Annotated in this window: 16 protein-coding genes; 4 read left to right on the top strand and 12 right to left on the bottom strand. The window is 51.8% G+C overall.

Annotation, left to right across the window (positions count from 1 at the left end; genetic code table 11):
- Positions 1 to 20 precede the first annotated feature (20 nt).
- The 3 genes from nuoB to ACMYSL_RS08870 form a co-directional block, all read right to left on the bottom strand.
- Positions 21 to 695: an NADH-quinone oxidoreductase subunit NuoB gene (gene nuoB / locus ACMYSL_RS08880; RefSeq protein WP_002913178.1), complete on the bottom strand. Its 675-nt coding sequence runs from the start codon at positions 693 to 695 to the stop codon at positions 21 to 23.
- 15 nt (positions 696 to 710) lie between these two features.
- Entirely contained in the window at positions 711 to 1,157 is a 447-nt protein-coding gene (gene nuoA, locus ACMYSL_RS08875) for an NADH-quinone oxidoreductase subunit NuoA (protein WP_004123140.1), read from the bottom strand.
- A 653-nt stretch (positions 1,158 to 1,810) separates the two neighbouring features.
- Positions 1,811 to 2,737, bottom strand: a complete 927-nt coding sequence (locus ACMYSL_RS08870; protein ID WP_434662241.1) for a LysR family transcriptional regulator — start codon at positions 2,735 to 2,737, stop codon at positions 1,811 to 1,813.
- Between the two features lie 883 nt (positions 2,738 to 3,620).
- Between ACMYSL_RS08870 and alaA the strand changes: the two genes are divergently transcribed.
- Together alaA and yfbR are read left to right on the top strand one after the other, a co-directional pair.
- Positions 3,621 to 4,838, top strand: coding sequence for an alanine transaminase AlaA (gene alaA, locus ACMYSL_RS08865; protein ID WP_110272277.1), 1,218 nt, complete (start codon positions 3,621 to 3,623; stop codon positions 4,836 to 4,838).
- An 87-nt stretch (positions 4,839 to 4,925) separates the two neighbouring features.
- The gene (gene yfbR / locus ACMYSL_RS08860) at positions 4,926 to 5,525 is read left to right on the top strand and encodes a 5'-deoxynucleotidase (protein WP_434662239.1); all 600 of its coding nucleotides are present in this window, start codon (positions 4,926 to 4,928) and stop codon (positions 5,523 to 5,525) included.
- 53 nt (positions 5,526 to 5,578) lie between these two features.
- Here the strand turns inward: yfbR and ACMYSL_RS08855 are convergent, their stop codons facing one another.
- The 4 genes from ACMYSL_RS08855 to yfbV form a co-directional block, all read right to left on the bottom strand.
- On the bottom strand, positions 5,579 to 7,411 hold the full coding sequence (locus tag ACMYSL_RS08855) for an SLC13 family permease (RefSeq protein WP_304252460.1): 1,833 nt from the start codon (positions 7,409 to 7,411) through the stop codon (positions 5,579 to 5,581).
- 76 nt (positions 7,412 to 7,487) lie between these two features.
- Entirely contained in the window at positions 7,488 to 8,147 is a 660-nt protein-coding gene (locus ACMYSL_RS08850) for a sugar phosphatase (RefSeq protein WP_434662237.1), read from the bottom strand.
- An 11-nt stretch (positions 8,148 to 8,158) separates the two neighbouring features.
- Positions 8,159 to 8,653, bottom strand: a complete 495-nt coding sequence (locus ACMYSL_RS08845; RefSeq protein WP_112212982.1) for a YfbU family protein — start codon at positions 8,651 to 8,653, stop codon at positions 8,159 to 8,161.
- A gap of 86 nt (positions 8,654 to 8,739) precedes the next feature.
- Positions 8,740 to 9,195, bottom strand: coding sequence for a terminus macrodomain insulation protein YfbV (gene yfbV, locus ACMYSL_RS08840; RefSeq protein ID WP_110272272.1), 456 nt, complete (start codon positions 9,193 to 9,195; stop codon positions 8,740 to 8,742).
- 335 nt (positions 9,196 to 9,530) lie between these two features.
- On the opposite strand from yfbV, the gene ackA reads away from it, so the two are divergent.
- Positions 9,531 to 10,733: an acetate kinase gene (gene ackA, locus ACMYSL_RS08835; protein WP_110272271.1), complete on the top strand. Its 1,203-nt coding sequence runs from the start codon at positions 9,531 to 9,533 to the stop codon at positions 10,731 to 10,733.
- A 200-nt stretch (positions 10,734 to 10,933) separates the two neighbouring features.
- Positions 10,934 to 13,078: a phosphate acetyltransferase gene (pta, locus tag ACMYSL_RS08830; protein ID WP_182240119.1), complete on the top strand. Its 2,145-nt coding sequence runs from the start codon at positions 10,934 to 10,936 to the stop codon at positions 13,076 to 13,078.
- Positions 13,079 to 13,124: 46 nt separating this feature from the next.
- Here pta and ACMYSL_RS08825 read toward each other — a convergent pair whose 3' ends face one another.
- The 5 genes from ACMYSL_RS08825 to ACMYSL_RS08805 form a co-directional block, all read right to left on the bottom strand.
- A complete protein-coding gene (locus ACMYSL_RS08825) occupies positions 13,125 to 14,078 on the bottom strand; it encodes a transketolase family protein (protein ID WP_434662234.1) in 954 nt (317 codons plus the stop codon).
- Entirely contained in the window at positions 14,071 to 14,901 is an 831-nt protein-coding gene (locus ACMYSL_RS08820; protein WP_434662232.1) for a transketolase, read from the bottom strand. Before ACMYSL_RS08820 ends, ACMYSL_RS08825 begins: the two co-directional genes overlap by 8 nt.
- Positions 14,898 to 16,289 carry a PTS ascorbate transporter subunit IIC gene (locus ACMYSL_RS08815; RefSeq protein WP_304252471.1) on the bottom strand — a complete coding sequence of 464 codons (1,392 nt, stop codon included), beginning with the start codon at positions 16,287 to 16,289 and terminating at the stop codon, positions 14,898 to 14,900. Before ACMYSL_RS08815 ends, ACMYSL_RS08820 begins: the two co-directional genes overlap by 4 nt.
- A 20-nt stretch (positions 16,290 to 16,309) precedes the next feature.
- Positions 16,310 to 16,582 carry a PTS sugar transporter subunit IIB gene (locus tag ACMYSL_RS08810; protein ID WP_041146575.1) on the bottom strand — a complete coding sequence of 91 codons (273 nt, stop codon included), beginning with the start codon at positions 16,580 to 16,582 and terminating at the stop codon, positions 16,310 to 16,312.
- 79 nt (positions 16,583 to 16,661) lie between these two features.
- The gene (locus ACMYSL_RS08805; RefSeq protein WP_434662231.1) at positions 16,662 to 17,105 is read right to left on the bottom strand and encodes a PTS sugar transporter subunit IIA; all 444 of its coding nucleotides are present in this window, start codon (positions 17,103 to 17,105) and stop codon (positions 16,662 to 16,664) included.
- Positions 17,106 to 17,271: the final 166 nt, after the last annotated feature.

The following is a 17,271-nucleotide window of genomic DNA, read 5'->3' as shown; positions in this document are numbered from 1 at the left end:
TTCCCGCCCGCAGGCGCAAGTTAAATCTCGTCCGGAGTCCGCAGATTGGTCACTGCAATACGTTCGCCGCGTTTACGCTCGCGTTCCGACTGCATGTTGGCGCGATACACGCCCTGATCGCCAACCACCCACGAGAGAGGACGGCGCTCTTTACCAATGGATTCCTGCAGCAGCATCAGCGCCTGCATATAAGCTTCCGGACGCGGCGGGCATCCCGGGATGTAAACATCAACCGGAATGAACTTATCCACACCCTGTACGACAGAGTAAATATCGTACATACCGCCGGAGTTAGCGCATGCACCCATGGAGATAACCCACTTTGGCTCCAGCATCTGGTCATAAAGACGCTGAATAACCGGGGCCATTTTGGTGAAGCAGGTGCCCGCCACTACCATCAGGTCCGCCTGACGCGGGGAAGCACGCAGCACTTCGGCGCCAAAACGCGCAACATCGTGCACCGCGGTAAAGGACGTCACCATTTCCACATAGCAGCAAGAAAGGCCGAAGTTATAAGGCCAGATTGAGTTCTTACGGCCCCAGTTCACCATGTCATGCAACGCGTGTTCGAGTTTCCCCATATACACGCTTTTGTTGACTTCTTGCTCAAGGGGGTCAGTTACGATCTCCTGTTTTTGCAGGGGGTAACGGTCGTTCTCACCGTTAGGATCGATGCGGGTGAGCGTATAATCCATCTTATTGCCTCGCTTTTACTGCGTATGACGGTTAGTGGGACTGTCTGTTTCCGGGTTAACCAGCGTGCGACGGGAGCGCGCAGGCGTCCAGTCCAGTGCGCCGATACGAACGAGGTAAACCAGACCAGCCAGTAACACTAAAATGAAAATTGCGGCTTCCACAAAGCCGACCCAGCCGCTTTCGCGGATAGAAGTCGACCATGCGTAGAGATACAGGGCTTCCACGTCGAAGATAACGAAGAACATGGCAACCAGATAAAACTTCGCAGAAAGGCGTAAGCGAGCTGAACCAACGGAGTCGATCCCGGATTCAAATGGCGTGTTCTTGCTACGCGCGCGTGCGCGTCCGCCGAGGTACCAGCCGCCGACAAGCATCAGGCAGCACAGACCGATAGCGATGATGAGAAATATAGCGAATGCCCAATGATGAGCGATGACTTCAGTGGATGTTGACATACGCAAAGCTTTACCAAAAAAGTGTAGCGCTAAAACCCTCTGCTCTTACTGGCAGATGAACGCCACAGCGTTTCACGGGGAGGAATAAAAAAAATAGCCGTGCAAAAAAGCGTCCCTGGTTGATGCGGAAGGCCAGTTGCGGTGGCTTTTTACTCCTTTCATTAACCTTTTGTCAACTTCAACAAAAGTTTTAACAACATTAATTTACATTGGATTTTTTTCATTAACATTAAATGCCCTTTGATGCGGAATAACCTTGCATACCATTCGGATTTAATGCTGTTGAATCGTGTCCGTTTCCATCGTAAATCAAAATTACCCGGCTATTTTGACAGGATTTAGCCACGATTCCTCCCCCTAAGGAGGGGTATTTTCTTGATCTGTGACACGCTTTTGTTAATTGAACCCCAAAAACAGCAACAAACCATCCGGTTTTTTAACATTAGCAGGAAGTATTGAAAGTGCCGAGAAAAGTACAGAAGTGGGATGAAGCGCAAAACTAACTCACTGATTTTAATAAAAACAAATCAATAATATATTCAATTCTTCAATAAAATTTGAAAAAAAAGAACCACAGTGCCCATTTCAGCTTTCTGTGGTTCTTTTTTACACTTACATTTTGTTACCAGTTTTTGTGACGTTTGTTAGCTTTTTGCCCTTCAGGAAACCAGGGAATTATCTCCCCCTTCAGGGGTATAAACATGCTCTGTCGACAACAGTTCGCGATCCGCACTTAGAGACTGGAAAATGGTGCGAGCTAACTCACTGGCCTTCTGTGGATCGCAGAGCAACACATAGTGTGTATCCGGCAAAACAGGTAAGCCATCGCTCCTGCCTGGTACCCGGAGCGCCGGGTTCATCATTTCAACGGGTTGTGCGGTCACACCAAGCCCAGCCTTCACCGCAGCCTTAACGCCCGCCAGTGAGGATGCCGCATGGGCCAGATGCCAGGGCAACTGGGCCGTATTGAGTACCGAAATGATATCCTCCCGGAACGGACCCGGCGCATCCAGTAAGATAAGCGGTATAGATTCGCCTTGTGGAAGGTCATAATCTGCTGCGCAGTACCACAGCGTCGGCGAGCGACGTAACGTCAACGTCTCGAAGTTGTCCGTTTGACGGGTTGTCAGCGCGAGATCAATCACCCCATTCTTTAGCATCTCTACTACATCAACATGGCTGAGAACTTTAATTTCCAGCGTCAATTTAGGATAAAAGCTTCCGATTCGATTCAATAAGAACGGTAAAATTGTATCTGCCGTCTCATCGGATGCACCGATGGTTAGCGTTCCCTGTAGGCTGCCGAACATTAACGACATGCAGGCTTCGTCATTGAAGCGCAGAATTTTCCGCGCATACCCCAGTAGCTGAATACCCTGTTCCGTGAGTAATTTATTGCGCCCGTGGCGAGCAAAGAGTTCTTTTCCAACCAGCTGCTCCAGTCGTTGCATCTGCTGGCTTACCGCCGACTGTGTGCGACACACCGCCACGGCGGCAGCGGCAAACGTATTGAGATCGGCGACGGCAACAAAGGTTCTCAGTAAATCGAGGTCTAAATTTAGTATCGGGCGATTTTCATTTATCATAGTTGCTTCACTTACAGGCGACTGATTCTTGCCTTGTTGATGCTGTGTCCAGCTTCCGGCTATTCCTTAAGCCTCGTGTTATCCGCAATGGATGAACAACTGGAAGAACGTTATTGCATTTGAAAGCACTCGTCCGCAGCAAATGTGCGAAATTTTTGAGTAATATTTTGTTCGTAGACCTAAGCACTTTTAATTAGGACATTCCCGCTTTATGTGATGTAACGCAAAAAAATAGCTATCAACGACCATTAACCGCGCTCCACAAGCAAGTAAAGTTTGTTGCAGCAATCGGGAAGACAAACAAAAAAACCTGCAATAACAATGTATTAATAAAAAACGCTGCCTGACATAGCGGCATATCACTATTAACGGCGATATTCTAACCGAAAACCGCAATATTTATAAGTGTTATTCAGTATTATCTCAGATAATTTTAAACATTTTTCAGCACTTTAATTAAATGAACAAATCTAAGAATATTCCTTTCAAAAAATAAGATTCATTAATTTATTAAATGTTTTCCATTAAAAAATGACTGCCACGTTTGTTACAAATTTCAGCGTATTGTGAGTTAAAGTTTATCAAAAATGGATAACGTGTTTTATGCGCAAAAAACCAGCGCCCGTCGCCTTCCTTAAGTACAAACCAGATAAAGCTTCATAAAAAATCATACATGCACAACATAAAACCACGACATTAAGCATATTAGGTATATTGTATATACTGACCGACAATTCCACAGACAAATTGATTACACTAAAAAAAGATTAATGGCAAAATCTTCTCCTGTTAACCCTTCAAAACAGCGGGGATGCGGAGTACATTATTCCGTGCTGACTTCCACGGCAGGGAGTGGCGATAACAGCTAAAAGGTCAAAGGTTCATGTCCCCCATCGAAAAATCCAGCAAGTTAGATAACGTCTGTTACGATATCCGCGGCCCGGTTCTGAAAGAGGCTAAACGCCTTGAAGAAGAAGGCAATAAAGTCCTGAAGCTGAACATCGGCAACCCGGCGCCGTTTGGCTTTGACGCACCTGATGAAATTCTCGTCGACGTCATCCGCAATCTCCCGACAGCTCAGGGCTACTGCGACTCTAAGGGCCTTTATTCCGCCCGCAAAGCCATTATGCAGCACTACCAGGCCCGCGGCATGCGCGATGTCACGGTCGAAGATATCTATATCGGTAACGGGGTTTCTGAGCTTATCGTGCAGGCCATGCAGGCGCTGCTTAATAGCGGCGATGAGATGCTGGTACCCGCGCCCGATTATCCTTTATGGACCGCCGCAGTGTCTCTTTCCAGCGGAAAAGCGGTGCACTACCTTTGTGATGAGTCTTCCGACTGGTTCCCGGACCTCGATGATATCCGCGCTAAAATCACTCCACGTACCCGCGGCATTGTGATTATCAACCCGAATAACCCAACGGGTGCAGTGTATTCAAAAGAGCTGCTGATGGAGATCGTCGAGATCGCCCGTCAGCATAATCTGATTATTTTCGCCGATGAGATCTACGACAAGATCCTCTACGATCACGCTCAGCACCACTCTATCGCGCCGCTGGCGCCGGACCTGCTCACCATCACCTTTAACGGCCTGTCAAAAACATACCGCGTTGCAGGCTTCCGTCAGGGCTGGATGGTGCTTAACGGGCCGAAGAAGCACGCGAAGGGCTATATTGAAGGCCTGGAGATGCTGGCCTCTATGCGCCTGTGCGCCAACGTCCCGGCTCAGCACGCGATTCAAACGGCGCTTGGCGGATACCAGAGCATCAGCGAATTTATCGTTCCCGGTGGGCGTTTATACGAACAGCGTAATCGCGCGTGGGAGCTCATTAACGAAATTCCTGGCGTATCCTGCACCAAGCCGAAAGGCGCGCTGTATATGTTCCCGAAAATCGACGCCAAACGCTTTAATATCCACGATGACCAGAAGATGGTGCTGGATTTCCTGCTACAGGAAAAAGTGCTATTGGTTCAGGGTACGGCATTCAACTGGCCGTGGCCGGATCACGTGCGTATTGTCACCCTCCCACGTGAAGACGATCTGGAACTGGCAATCACCCGCTTCGGTCGTTTCCTTTCCGGTTACCATCAGCTCTGATTTTGTCAGACCCGCCGCCGGAATTTGCATCCGGCGGCAATCCCTGCGCACAATGACCCCCGACGTTGTTACTGATTAAGGGTTCCTATGAGTCAGAGTCATTTCTTTGCCCACCTCTCCCGCCTGAAACTGATCAATCGCTGGCCGCTGATGCGCAATGTGCGCACCGAAAACGTCTCCGAACACAGTTTGCAGGTGGCGATGGTTGCCCATGCGCTGGCAGCCATTAAAAATCGTAAATTTGGCGGCCAGGTTAATGCCGAACGGATTGCATTGTTAGCGATGTACCACGATGCTTCGGAAGTCCTGACCGGCGATCTTCCCACTCCAGTGAAGTATTTCAACTCGCAGATTGCGCAAGAATACAAAGCCATCGAGAAAATAGCTCAGCAGAAGCTGATCGAGATGGTTCCTGATGAATTACGCGATATTTTTGAGCCGCTGATTGACGAGCACCACTATAGCGATGAGGAGAAATCCCTCGTTAAACAGGCTGATGCGCTTTGCGCCTATCTTAAGTGCCTGGAAGAACTGTCGGCGGGCAACAATGAGTTTCTGCTGGCCAAAGGTCGTCTTGAGAAAACGCTGGAATCACGCCGCAGCGAGGAGATGGACTATTTTATGCAGGTATTTGTGCCGAGCTTCCACCTTTCGCTGGATGAAATTAGCCAGGACTCACCTTTATAAACAGGCTTATCCCCGGTCAGCAGATGCATGACCGGGGCGATTTCTCTGCGGAATCAGAACGGAAACAGCACCGGGATCAGCAGTACGCACACCACCATGACCATCACGGTAAACGGTACGCCAATCTTTACGAAATCGCTGAATGAATACTTACCCGGCCCAAGCACCAGCGTATTCACCGGCGACGATACAGGCGTCATAAACGCCGCTGAAGCCGCCATTGCCACCACCATCGCGAAGGGATAAGGCGATACCCCCATCGACTTCGCCGCCGCCAGCGCAATGGGCGCCATCAGCACCGCGGTGGCGGTGTTAGAAATAAACAGCCCGATTGTCGCGCACATTACAAACAAACAACCCAACATCAGATAGGGCCCTCTGCTTCCCGCCACATCCATTAACCCTTTAACCACCAGATCCACACCGCCGGTTTTTTGCAATGCCAGGGCAAAAGGCATCATCCCGACAATCAAAATAATACTCGGCCAGTGAATCGCTTTGTATGCGCTCTCGGCGTTAATACAACGGAATTTGCCCATCAGCAGGCAGGCGATAATCGCCGCTATCGGGTTGGGAATTTCGTCAGTCAGCATCAGCGCCACCATCAGCACCAGGCAGAAAATGGCGTGCGGTGCCTGACTGTGCGCAGGTGAGGCATCGTTGACTTCAATTGGCATATTCAGCACCACAAAGTCGCGGCCCCGCTTAGCCAACAGGGCAATTTGCCGCCAGTTACCAACCACCAGCATGATATCGCCAAGTTGCAAAGACTCATCGGTCACCGCGCCATCAAGGGCTTTACCATCACGCTTTAGCCCCACGATGTTTAGATCGAAACGAGTACGGAAAGCGATTTCGCGCACCGTTTTGCCTATCAGCTCGGAATCGGGGATCAGCGAGACCTCCGCCATCCCTACGTCCAGAGCCTGGTCGGAAAAATACTCGCCGCGCAGGATCATAGGTTCGAGCATTTGCTCGCCGCAGAACTGGCGTAAATCCACATCCGAGGCGGACATATCGATCAGCAGTACATCGCGAGCGCGAAATTCCGATACTCCATTTACGTTAACGATAACTCGCCGAAAACGTCTCCAGCGCTCAACCCCGATAACGTTCGCACCGTAGCGTTCGCGCAGTTTCAGATCATCCAGGCGCTGGCCAATCATTGGCGATCCGGGACGAATTGCCAGACGGCGCGCTCTCCCCGTCAAATGGTAATCTTTGATTAAATCGCGGAAAGTGCTTCTTTTACGGCCATCACGCGCTTGCTCGCTCTCTTCCCCTCTGAGCATGAAGCGCATCACCAGCATATAGAAAACACCCAGTACCAGTACCACCAGGCCTATTGGCGTGACGCTAAAAAAGCTAAATCCCTGTAACCCTTCACGTAAAAGCTCGCTGTTGACCACCAGGTTGGGAGGCGTGGCGACCAGGGTCATCATCCCACTGATCAGTCCGGCGAAACTGAGCGGCATCATCAGGCGCGAGGGCGACGTATTCATGCGCATTGAGACGCTAAGCACCACTGGAATAAAAATAGCCACCACGCCCGTTGAGCTCATAAAAGCGCCCAGTCCGGCAACGGTAAGCATGAGAAACACCAGCATTTTGGTTTCGCTGTTACCGGCAACCTTCACCAGCCACGACCCCATTTTGGTAGCGACCCCGGTACGCACCAGACCATCGCCAATAATAAATAGCGCGGCGATAAGAATGACGTTGGGATCGCTAAAACCTGAGAAAGCTTCGCTGAGGGTCAGCGTATCGCTAAGGACAAAAGCAACAATAACTAACAGTGCGATAGCGTCCATGCGCACTTTTCCGGTGGCAAAGAGCACTACGGCTACGGCAAGAAGAGATAACACCCAAATCAATTCACCGTTCACAACTTATCCTTGTCAGAAGATGGAGTTGGAAGTTTGGCATAAAAAAGCCCCGCCAGTGCGGGGCTAAATCATGAGATTAGTCTTTAAGGCTAACATTCACATTGCCGTCGGCCAGACGCTCAACCTTCAGGTTTTCAAGCGTCGTTAACACAAAATCTGCTTCATCAAGCCGCGGCGCATCCGCAGGCACATTTACTGCGATAGTCCGGCAGCCAGCAGTCAGTCCGGAGAGCAGCCCGGCAGGGGCATCCTCCACGACAGCGCAATCTTTCGGCTCCAGACCCAACAGTTCAGCCCCCAGCAGATAAGCGTCCGGAGCGGGCTTTCCGTGTTTCACGCGCTCGGCGGTGACGAAAACATTGGTGTCAGGCAACCCCGCCGCACGGTGACGTGCATGGGCGACAGGTATCGAACCCGACGTTACGATCGCCCAGGGAATACCGGCCTGGTCGAGAGTATTAAGTAACGCAATCGCCCCAGGCAGCGCCGTTATGCCATCCGTATCCGTCGCCTCTACCGTTTCCAGCCGGGTGAACTCGGCCTGAATCTCTTCTTCGCTGCGGCCGGGTAGAAAATGACGCAACGAGGTTATCGCCTGCTTGCCATGAATGAAGTTCAAGACTTCATCGTGCGGGATACCGAACCGATCCGCCCATTTGCACCACGAACGTTCCACTACCGGTAACGAATCGACCAATGTCCCGTCAAGATCAAACAGGAAACCTTTACACTGCACGGGAACCTCCATCAGGCATTGATAATTTGATTAATTTCGTTGCTGCTTAAATGATACTGACGCGGGCAAGAGTGCCAGGCGTTAAGCATACGCTGGTATTTTTCCCACATCGGGGTTTGCGAATTGAAGCCGTGAGTCCCGGCGTCGAAATGGCTGTAACGCCCTTCAATGTTAACGATAAAGCGAACATATCCGAGGTAGCGGGCTTCGGTCGCCACGTCAAAGCCAAGGAAAGTTACCCGACGCTCGTCGATTCCGCTGGAATCCTTCAGGTTAGTCCAGGAGACATGCAATGCGTGATACATCTCCATGATATCAATGACGGTACGGCAGGTTTCCTCTGTCAGCTGGCCAAATTCGCGGTCCAGCTCGCGCATCTGCAACCCATATCCACGCTCAATGATGGTCTGTAGACGACGGTAACGTTCAGCGTTGTCCGGGTCGAGCATCGTCATCATCTTGTACTGATTAGATAAAATCAGACGCTGCGCATTGGTCATTTCCATTTTTTGACTCCTGTAGCACTTTTTGGCGTGAAAAAAGAAGGCGCATGAATCATGCGCCTTCTTTTATATGCGTTTTCCTGATGCAATTACAAATCATCCAGGAAAGTTTTATCCAGTTGTTTGAAGGCGCGCTTAAGCGTGTCAGCTAAAGCCTGGTAATCGGGCTTGCCGTCAACCGGCGCCAGCGCCTGCCCCGCCTCCTGCAGTTTACCGCGAACTTCATAAAACCAATTCAGCACCGATGGCGGCAGCGGCGTGACTGAACGTTTCCCCAGCCACCATAAACCTTGCATCGGCAGGCTTAGCGCAAACAGCGCCGTGGCAACAGCTGGACCTAATTGCCCACCAAGGGCGATTTGCCAGCACAGTGTGAAGATAGCGACTGGCGGCATAATGCGAATCGCATAGCGGGTGGCGCGAATAATGCGGTTTTCGATAAATACCGGAGCGAGACGTTTATCCAGAGGCCAGGTCTTTGCGTAGTGCTGCCCATGGCGAAACAAGCCAAAAAAGCTAACGGGGCGATTCTCGGGACTGGACATGGCTTCACCTCAACTTTACATATAAAACTTAAAAAATTCGTGCAAAACACCAACTGTGCATGACAACGTTCAAAAGATTTTGGCAATGGTTACGCAATCAGGTATTCTGTGCCGACCTGAAGGGCAGTTAGACCCTTTTACCAGATTAGTCAAATTATCGCATATTCTGCCATTAGCTGAAAATTAGGCAAAATGGCATAAAATCAAATGTACTTCTCCCATCATGCCCAAAAACGTTCAAGGCATGATGTTAATCATAAATGTCGATGTCATCCTGCGCTACGCTTTGTGACACACTGACGTTTTTTTAGCCACGTATCATAAAAGGTACTTCCATGTCGAGTAAGTTAGTACTGGTTCTGAACTGCGGTAGCTCCTCTCTGAAATTCGCTATCCTTGATGCCCTAAACGGTGACGAATACCTGTCCGGTTTAGCTGAATGTTTCCATCTTCCGGAAGCCCGTATCAAATGGAAAATGGACGGCAGCAAGCAAGAAGCCGAATTAGGCGCGGGCGCTGCTCACAGTGAAGCACTTAACTTTATCGTTAACACTATTCTGGCACAAAAACCAGAACTGTCCGCTCAGATAACCTCTATTGGCCATCGTATCGTTCACGGCGGCGAGAAATACACCAGCTCCGTAGTGATTGATGACTCCGTCATCCAGGGTATCAAAGATTCCGCATCTTTCGCTCCACTGCACAACCCAGCGCACCTGATCGGTATCGCAGAAGCACTGAAATCCTTCCCGCATCTGAAAGACAAGAACGTTGCCGTGTTTGACACCGCGTTCCATCAGACCATGCCGGAAGAGTCTTACCTTTATGCCCTGCCGTACAGCCTGTACAAAGAGCACGGCGTACGTCGCTACGGCGCGCACGGCACCAGCCACTTCTATGTGACTCAGGAAGCCGCTAAGGTTCTGAACAAACCGGTTGAAGAACTGAACATCATCACCTGCCACCTGGGCAATGGTGGTTCCGTTTCTGCTATCCGCAACGGTAAATGCGTTGATACTTCTATGGGTCTGACCCCGCTGGAAGGTCTGGTCATGGGCACCCGTTCTGGTGACATCGATCCAGCAATCATTTTCCATCTGCACGATGCCCTTGGCATGAGCGTAGACGCTATCAACAAAATGCTGACCAAAGAGTCCGGTCTGCTCGGTCTGACCGAAGTGACCAGCGACTGCCGCTATGTTGAAGACAACTACAAAGAAAAAGCAGATGCTAAACGTGCAATGGACGTTTACTGCCATCGCCTGGCAAAATACATCGGTTCCTATACCGCGCTGATGGACGGTCGTCTGGACGCAGTTGTGTTTACCGGTGGTATCGGTGAGAACGCGGCTATGGTTCGCGAACTATCCCTGGGCAAACTGGGCGTTCTGGGCTTCGAAGTTGATCACGAACGCAACCTGGCTGCCCGCTTCGGCAAGTCTGGCTTCATCAACAAAGAAGGCACCCGCCCGGCTGTCGTCATTCCGACCAACGAAGAGCTGGTCATCGCGCAAGACGCCAACCGTCTGACCGCTTGATTCCACACCGCCAGCGATAACCCTAAATAATTCGAGTTACAGGAAGGCGGCGACGCAGCGAATCCCCAGGAGCGTACGAGTAGTACGTAACTGGGGTGAGCGAGGAAAGCCAACGCACATGCAACTTGAAGTATGACGGGAAGCTGGTGGTGCAGTTTTGTATCCCGCCCGATACTGGCGGTAACGAAAGAGGATATATCGTGTCCCGTACAATCATGTTGATCCCTACCGGAACCAGCGTAGGCCTGACCAGCGTCAGCCTCGGCGTTATCCGTGCTATGGAACGTAAAGGCGTTCGTCTGAGCGTCTTTAAACCTATCGCCCAGCCGCGTGCTGGTGGCGATGCACCAGACCAGACCACTACCATCATTCGCGCGAACTCCGACCTTCCGGCCGCAGAACCGTTAAAAATGAGCCACGTTGAGTCGCTGCTTTCCAGCAACCAGAAAGACGTGCTGATGGAAGAGATCATCGCCAACTACCATGCTAATGCTCAGGATGCTGAAGTCGTGCTGGTTGAAGGCCTGGTGCCGACCCGCAAGCATCAGTTTGCCCAGTCGCTGAACTACGAAATTGCTAAAACGCTGAACGCGGAAATCGTCTTCGTGATGTCTCAGGGCACCGATACTCCGGAACAGCTGAAAGAACGCATGGAACTGACTCGCAGCAGCTTCGGCGGCGCGAAAAACACCAGCATTACCGGCGTTATCGTCAACAAGCTGAACGCTCCGGTTGATGAGCAGGGTCGCACCCGCCCGGACCTGTCCGAAATTTTCGATGACTCTTCCAAAGCGAAAGTCGTGAAAATTGACCCGGCTCTGCTGCAAAACGGTAGCCCGCTACCGGTTCTTGGCGCAGTACCGTGGAGCTTCGATCTGATTGCCACTCGTGCGATTGATATGGCGCATCACCTGAACGCCACCATCATTAACGAAGGCGACATCAATACTCGCCGCGTGAAGTCTGTAACCTTCTGTGCACGTAGCATCCCGCATATGTTGGAACACTTCCGTGCCGGTTCTCTGCTGGTGACCTCTGCAGACCGTCCTGACGTGCTGGTTGCAGCCTGTCTGGCAGCGATGAACGGCGTAGAAATCGGCGCTATCCTGCTGACCGGGGCCTATGAAATGGACCCTCGTGTAAGCAAGCTGTGCGAACGTGCATTTGCGACCGGCCTGCCGGTATTCATGGTTAACACCAACACCTGGCAGACCTCTCTCAGCCTGCAGAGCTTTAACCTCGAAGTCCCGGCTGACGATCACGCGCGCATCGAGAAAGTTCAGGAATACGTTGCTAACTACATCAACGCTGACTGGATTGAATCCCTGACCGCAACTTCCGAGCGCAGCCGTCGCCTCTCTCCGCCAGCCTTCCGCTATCAGCTCACCGAGCTGGCGCGTAAAGCCGGCAAACGCGTTGTTCTGCCGGAAGGTGACGAACCGCGTACCGTTAAAGCTGCCGCGATCTGTGCTGAACGCGGTATCGCCACCTGCGTGCTGCTGGGTAACCCGGATGAGATCATCCGCGTTGCGGCATCGCAGGGCGTTGAGCTGGGCGCAGGTGTTGAAATCGTTGATCCAGAAGTGGTTCGCGAAAGCTACGTTGCTCGTCTGGTCGAACTGCGTAAAAACAAAGGTATGACCGAAACCGTCGCCCGCGAACAGCTGGAAGATAACGTGGTTCTCGGTACCCTGATGCTGGAACAAGACGATGTTGACGGTCTGGTTTCCGGTGCGGTTCATACCACTGCGAACACCATCCGTCCGCCGCTGCAGTTGATCAAAACTGCACCGGGCAGCTCGCTGGTTTCTTCCGTGTTCTTCATGCTGCTGCCGGAACAGGTTTACGTTTACGGCGACTGCGCGATTAACCCGGACCCAACGGCAGAACAGCTGGCTGAAATCGCCATTCAGTCTGCAGACTCTGCAACTGCTTTCGGTATCGAACCGCGCGTTGCGATGCTCTCCTACTCCACCGGCACCTCTGGCGCAGGCAGCGATGTAGAGAAAGTACGCGAAGCGACTCGTCTGGCGCAGGAAAAACGTCCTGACCTGATGATCGACGGCCCGCTGCAGTACGACGCCGCGGTAATGGCTGACGTTGCGAAATCCAAAGCGCCGAATTCTCCGGTTGCCGGTCGCGCTACCGTGTTCATCTTCCCGGACCTGAACACCGGTAACACCACTTATAAAGCCGTACAGCGTTCTGCCGACCTGATCTCCATCGGGCCAATGCTGCAAGGTATGCGTAAGCCGGTGAACGACCTGTCCCGTGGCGCGCTGGTAGACGATATCGTCTACACCATCGCTCTGACCGCGATTCAGTCGTCTCAGCAGCAAGCATAATCTGCCCCCGGCATGAAAAAAGGCGACCGTTTGGTCGCCTTTTTATTTACAGCAGCTCGCGCGCCGCCGAGACAATATCATGCGCCGTCAGGCCATACTCCTTCTGCAAAAAGTCCTGCGTTCCCACCTGACCATAGCGTTCTTTCACTCCCACGCGACGCATCGGTACCGGACAGGTTTCCACCAACACTTCCGCCACCGCCGATCCCAGGCCATTATGAATACTATGGTTTTCACAGGTGACGATACGCCCGGTTTTTTCAGCATAGTTTTTCACCAGCATGCGATCGATAGGCTTCAAGGTAAACATATCAATCACTGCCGCGCTGACCCCTTCCTGTTCGAGCTGACGCGCCGCTTCCAGCGCTTCTACCACCATAATGCCGTTGGCGATCAGTGTGATATCTTCACCTTCACGCAGCACGTTACCCTTGCCGATGGTAAACGTTGAGCCCGCCGCATACACGCTCGGCGCCTGTTTACGGATCGTGCGCACCCAGTAGAAACCGTCAAGATTGATAAGCTGGCGCAGGATATCGTCAAACATCACGGCATCAGTCACTTCCAACACCACCGAGTGCGCCAGGCCGCGCACAATGCCCATATCCTCAAACGACATATGGGTTCCGCCATTATGGCAGGCGGTAATACCCGCATCCGAGGCGATCACTTTGACGTTATTACGCTGATAATCCAGCGACATAAATAGCTGGTCAAAGCAGCGACGGCTGGCGAAGGCGGTAAAGGTATGAACAAATGGCTTGCGTCCGGTCAACGCCATCCCGGCGGCGGTGCCAATCACGTTGGCTTCCATAATGCCGCAGTTGATCACATGCTGCGGATACTCCCGCGCCACGCCATCCATCGCCATTGAGCTCATCAAGTCCGCTTCCAGGGCAATAATCGGGCCGCCCGCTTCAATCTCTTGCGTGATGAATCTGGCGTACACCTTGCGCATCTCTACGCTATCTTTTTGTCCTGCGGGTGCAACCTTAATCATGTGCGGCCTCCAGTTGGCGAATCGTCTCGTTCAGCGCCTCTTTCATCTCATCCGTCAGACGCAGGTGATGGTTATTACTGAGCTGCTCAAGATACGGCACGCCCTGCCCTTTAATGCTATCAAGGATCACCACGCGCGGACGTGCATCTGTAGACGGTATCGGCTGAACCGCCGCCAGCAGTCCGGAAATGTCATCACCTTTCACCGTGACAACATCAAAACCAAAGGCACGGAATTTATCTTCCAGATTGAAAGCGCAAATAATGTCATCCAGCGAGCCGTCAAGCTGGAGCTTATTCCAGTCAACAAACACCGTCAGGTTATTCAGCCGATGGTGGGCGATAAACTGGAACGCTTCCCAGCACTGGCCTTCATTCAGCTCGCCGTCGCCGACGATGCAGAATACGCGATTCGCGCGCCCCGCCAACTTATGCGACAACGCCATACCGCCAGCGATAGAAATCCCCTGCCCCAGCGATCCGGTTGTGGCATCGACGCCGCGCGTTTTCAGCCTGTCCGGATGGCTGGGCAGGCGCGTACCGTTATGGTTGAGCGTGCTTAGCTCTTCCAATGGGAAATAGCCCTTGATGGCTAACGTGCTGTATAACGCCGGGCCCGCATGACCTTTCGACAGTACAAAGTAATCGCGCTCCGACCAGTCCGGATCGGCGGGGTCGATTTTCATTACCGCGCCATATAACACCGCCAGCGTTTCCACCACCGACATACTGCCGCCATAGTGACCAAAACCCAGATTCGTCAGCGATTTTAAGGTGGCGACGCGAATGTCACGCGCCAGTTGGATCACTTCTTTCATATTCATGATTTGGCTCCGCTGTTCTCCTGCGCGCTACCGCCCGCAGATTTCTTTTTCGCAAAAATGTTGTAGACCACCAGCAGTGCGAACAACGCCACGACAAGACCCGTAATCGCCATCGGTGACAGGTAGCGCGCCAGATTACCGAGCACAATCCCTACCGCGCCGAAGTCCGCATCAGAGAAGGTGGTGTTGGCAAAACCAATCGCCCCCAGCACCGGTAGCAGCAGCACAGGCAGGAAGGTGATCAGCAGACCGTTGGCAAAAGCACCGATCATTGCCCCACGACGACCACCGGTAGCATTGCCGAACACCCCGGCAGTCGCACCGGTAAAGAAGTGCGGCACCACGCCCGGCAAAATCAATACCCACTTAAACTGCCCGCAGAGGAATAACCCGACCAGACCACCGAGGAAGCTAAACAGGAAACCAATCAGCACGGCATTGGGGGCGTAGGGGTAAACAACCGGACAGTCCAGCGCAGGGCGCGCATTTGGCACCAGCTTTTCCGAGAAGCCGGTAAAAGCCGGTACAATCTCCGCCAGAATCAGACGAACCCCTTGCAGGATGATGAACACCCCGGCGGCGAAGGTAATCGCCATAATAATGGCGTACACCAGATAGTTCTGGCCGCCGCTGTAGGTGCTTTCAACATACTCACGCCCTGCACTCACCGCCATAATCAAATAGATAATCATCATGGTCAGCGAAATGGAGATGGAGCTGTCACGCAGGAAGCTCAGGTTCTTCGGCAGATTCATCTCTTCGGTCGAGCGAGAGCCTTTGCCGCAGACGCTGCCAATCCAGCCTGAGAGCACATAGCCCAGCGTACCGAAGTGGCCGAAAGCGATATCATCGGTACCGGTAATCCGCTTCATATAGCGCTGCGCCAGCGCCGGGAAGAACGCCATCACCAGTCCGAGAATCAGCGAGCCGGTAAACACGAGTCCGACGCCTTCGAAGCCCGCCACGGTGAGGATCACGCCGATCATACAGGCCATATAGAAGGTGTGATGCCCGGTCAGGAAGATGTATTTCAGACGCGTAAAGCGCGCGACCAGAATATTTGCCACCATCCCAAATGCCATAATCAGCGCGGTTGAAGCACCATATTTTTCCAGAGCAATAGAAACAATCGCCTCGTTATTAGGAATAATCCCCTGAATATTAAAGGCATGCTCAAACATTCCCCCTAGCGGATTAAGAGAGCCGACTAATACCGTCGCGCCACCACCCAGAACGATAAAACCCAGAATAGTTTTTATCGTTCCTTTCACGACATCGGAAAAAGATTTTTTTTGCGCAACCAGACCAATTAGCGCAATTAACCCGACCAGAACGGAGGGTACCTTGAGAATATCAACAACAAAATTCAGCGTTTCAAGGATAAACATATCCGCCTCGCTATAAAGAGTTATTGTTTGGCGAACCACGCGCGCAGCTGCGCTTCGAGTTCATTAATGTCGATGATGTTGGTGATCACCACCAGCTGGCTTTCCGGCACGCTGGCGCTGGCGGCAATATCTTTTGCCATCACAAATAAATCTGCCGCGCCCGGCGTTGCCGATGAGAGATCGGAGTGCTCCACTTCAGCTTCTATTTCAAGTTTTTTAAGCACTTTTTTAATATTCATCTCAACCATAAAACTACTGCCCAGGCCTGAACCACAAATTGCCATGATTTTCATTATTATCACCTTTTTTGGGTAGAGTTCGTCCGCATCACGCTAGCGCGTAATGGGTTATAAATCGGATTATCGAATTAACTCAGAATCGTGCAATTATTGTTTTTATCTCCTCCAGGGTTTTCGCCTGATGTAATTTTTCCATATCTTCATCACTGGAAAATAATTCCGCTAGCGCGGAGATCATTTCGATGTGGCTGTGCTTATCTGGTGCCGCAAGCATAATAATAATATCAACCGGGTCGAACTCTTCAGAACCAAATGACACGCCCTGTTCCAGCTTCAGTAGCGATAAACCTAAGCCTTTCGCCCCCTCTTCCGGCCGCGCATGCGGCATTGCCAACCCCGGAGCCAGCACATAATACGGCCCCAGTTTATGGTGTTGCTCAACGATCGCCGTCACATACTCAGGCGCGATGACGCCGGATTCAAGCAACGGCCTGGCGCAGATATCCAGCGCCTGCGGCCAGGTTTCTACTTCCTGCTGGAGCGTAATGGTTGCATCAGAGATCCATGTTTTAAGCATCTTGTCCCTCGTTATCAGCAAAAGATGAGCAAACTTTATTCAAGCTACCAACAGTTAACTGCGAGAACGATCACAAAGATAGCGCTACCAACAGATAACATTCAGATTTGTGATAGCGCTATCAATTCATCATCATCATGTGAAAACGCAAAAAAAGTAGGCATTT

Origin of the sequence: Klebsiella sp. MISC125 (assembly GCF_051131775.1) — a bacterium.
GTDB lineage: Bacteria > Pseudomonadota > Gammaproteobacteria > Enterobacterales > Enterobacteriaceae > Klebsiella.
Note: the sequence above shows the minus strand (reverse complement) of the source record. Positions and strands in the feature narration are given on the sequence as shown.

Excerpts from the sequence above, each read along its gene's own strand:
- nuoB (WP_002913178.1), bottom strand. The coding sequence starts at position 695 with ATGGATTATACGCTCACCCGCATCGATCCTAACGGTGAGAACGACCGT.
- ACMYSL_RS08870 (WP_434662241.1), bottom strand. The coding sequence starts at position 2,737 with ATGATAAATGAAAATCGCCCGATACTAAATTTAGACCTCGATTTACTG.
- alaA (WP_110272277.1), top strand. The coding sequence starts at position 3,621 with ATGTCCCCCATCGAAAAATCCAGCAAGTTAGATAACGTCTGTTACGAT.
- yfbR (WP_434662239.1), top strand. The coding sequence starts at position 4,926 with ATGAGTCAGAGTCATTTCTTTGCCCACCTCTCCCGCCTGAAACTGATC.
- ACMYSL_RS08845 (WP_112212982.1), bottom strand. The coding sequence starts at position 8,653 with ATGGAAATGACCAATGCGCAGCGTCTGATTTTATCTAATCAGTACAAG.
- yfbV (WP_110272272.1), bottom strand. The coding sequence starts at position 9,195 with ATGTCCAGTCCCGAGAATCGCCCCGTTAGCTTTTTTGGCTTGTTTCGC.
- ackA (WP_110272271.1), top strand. The coding sequence starts at position 9,531 with ATGTCGAGTAAGTTAGTACTGGTTCTGAACTGCGGTAGCTCCTCTCTG.
- ACMYSL_RS08825 (WP_434662234.1), bottom strand. The coding sequence starts at position 14,078 with ATGATTAAGGTTGCACCCGCAGGACAAAAAGATAGCGTAGAGATGCGC.
- ACMYSL_RS08820 (WP_434662232.1), bottom strand. The coding sequence starts at position 14,901 with ATGAATATGAAAGAAGTGATCCAACTGGCGCGTGACATTCGCGTCGCC.
- ACMYSL_RS08815 (WP_304252471.1), bottom strand. The coding sequence starts at position 16,289 with ATGTTTATCCTTGAAACGCTGAATTTTGTTGTTGATATTCTCAAGGTA.
- ACMYSL_RS08810 (WP_041146575.1), bottom strand. The coding sequence starts at position 16,582 with ATGAAAATCATGGCAATTTGTGGTTCAGGCCTGGGCAGTAGTTTTATG.
- ACMYSL_RS08805 (WP_434662231.1), bottom strand. The coding sequence starts at position 17,105 with ATGCTTAAAACATGGATCTCTGATGCAACCATTACGCTCCAGCAGGAA.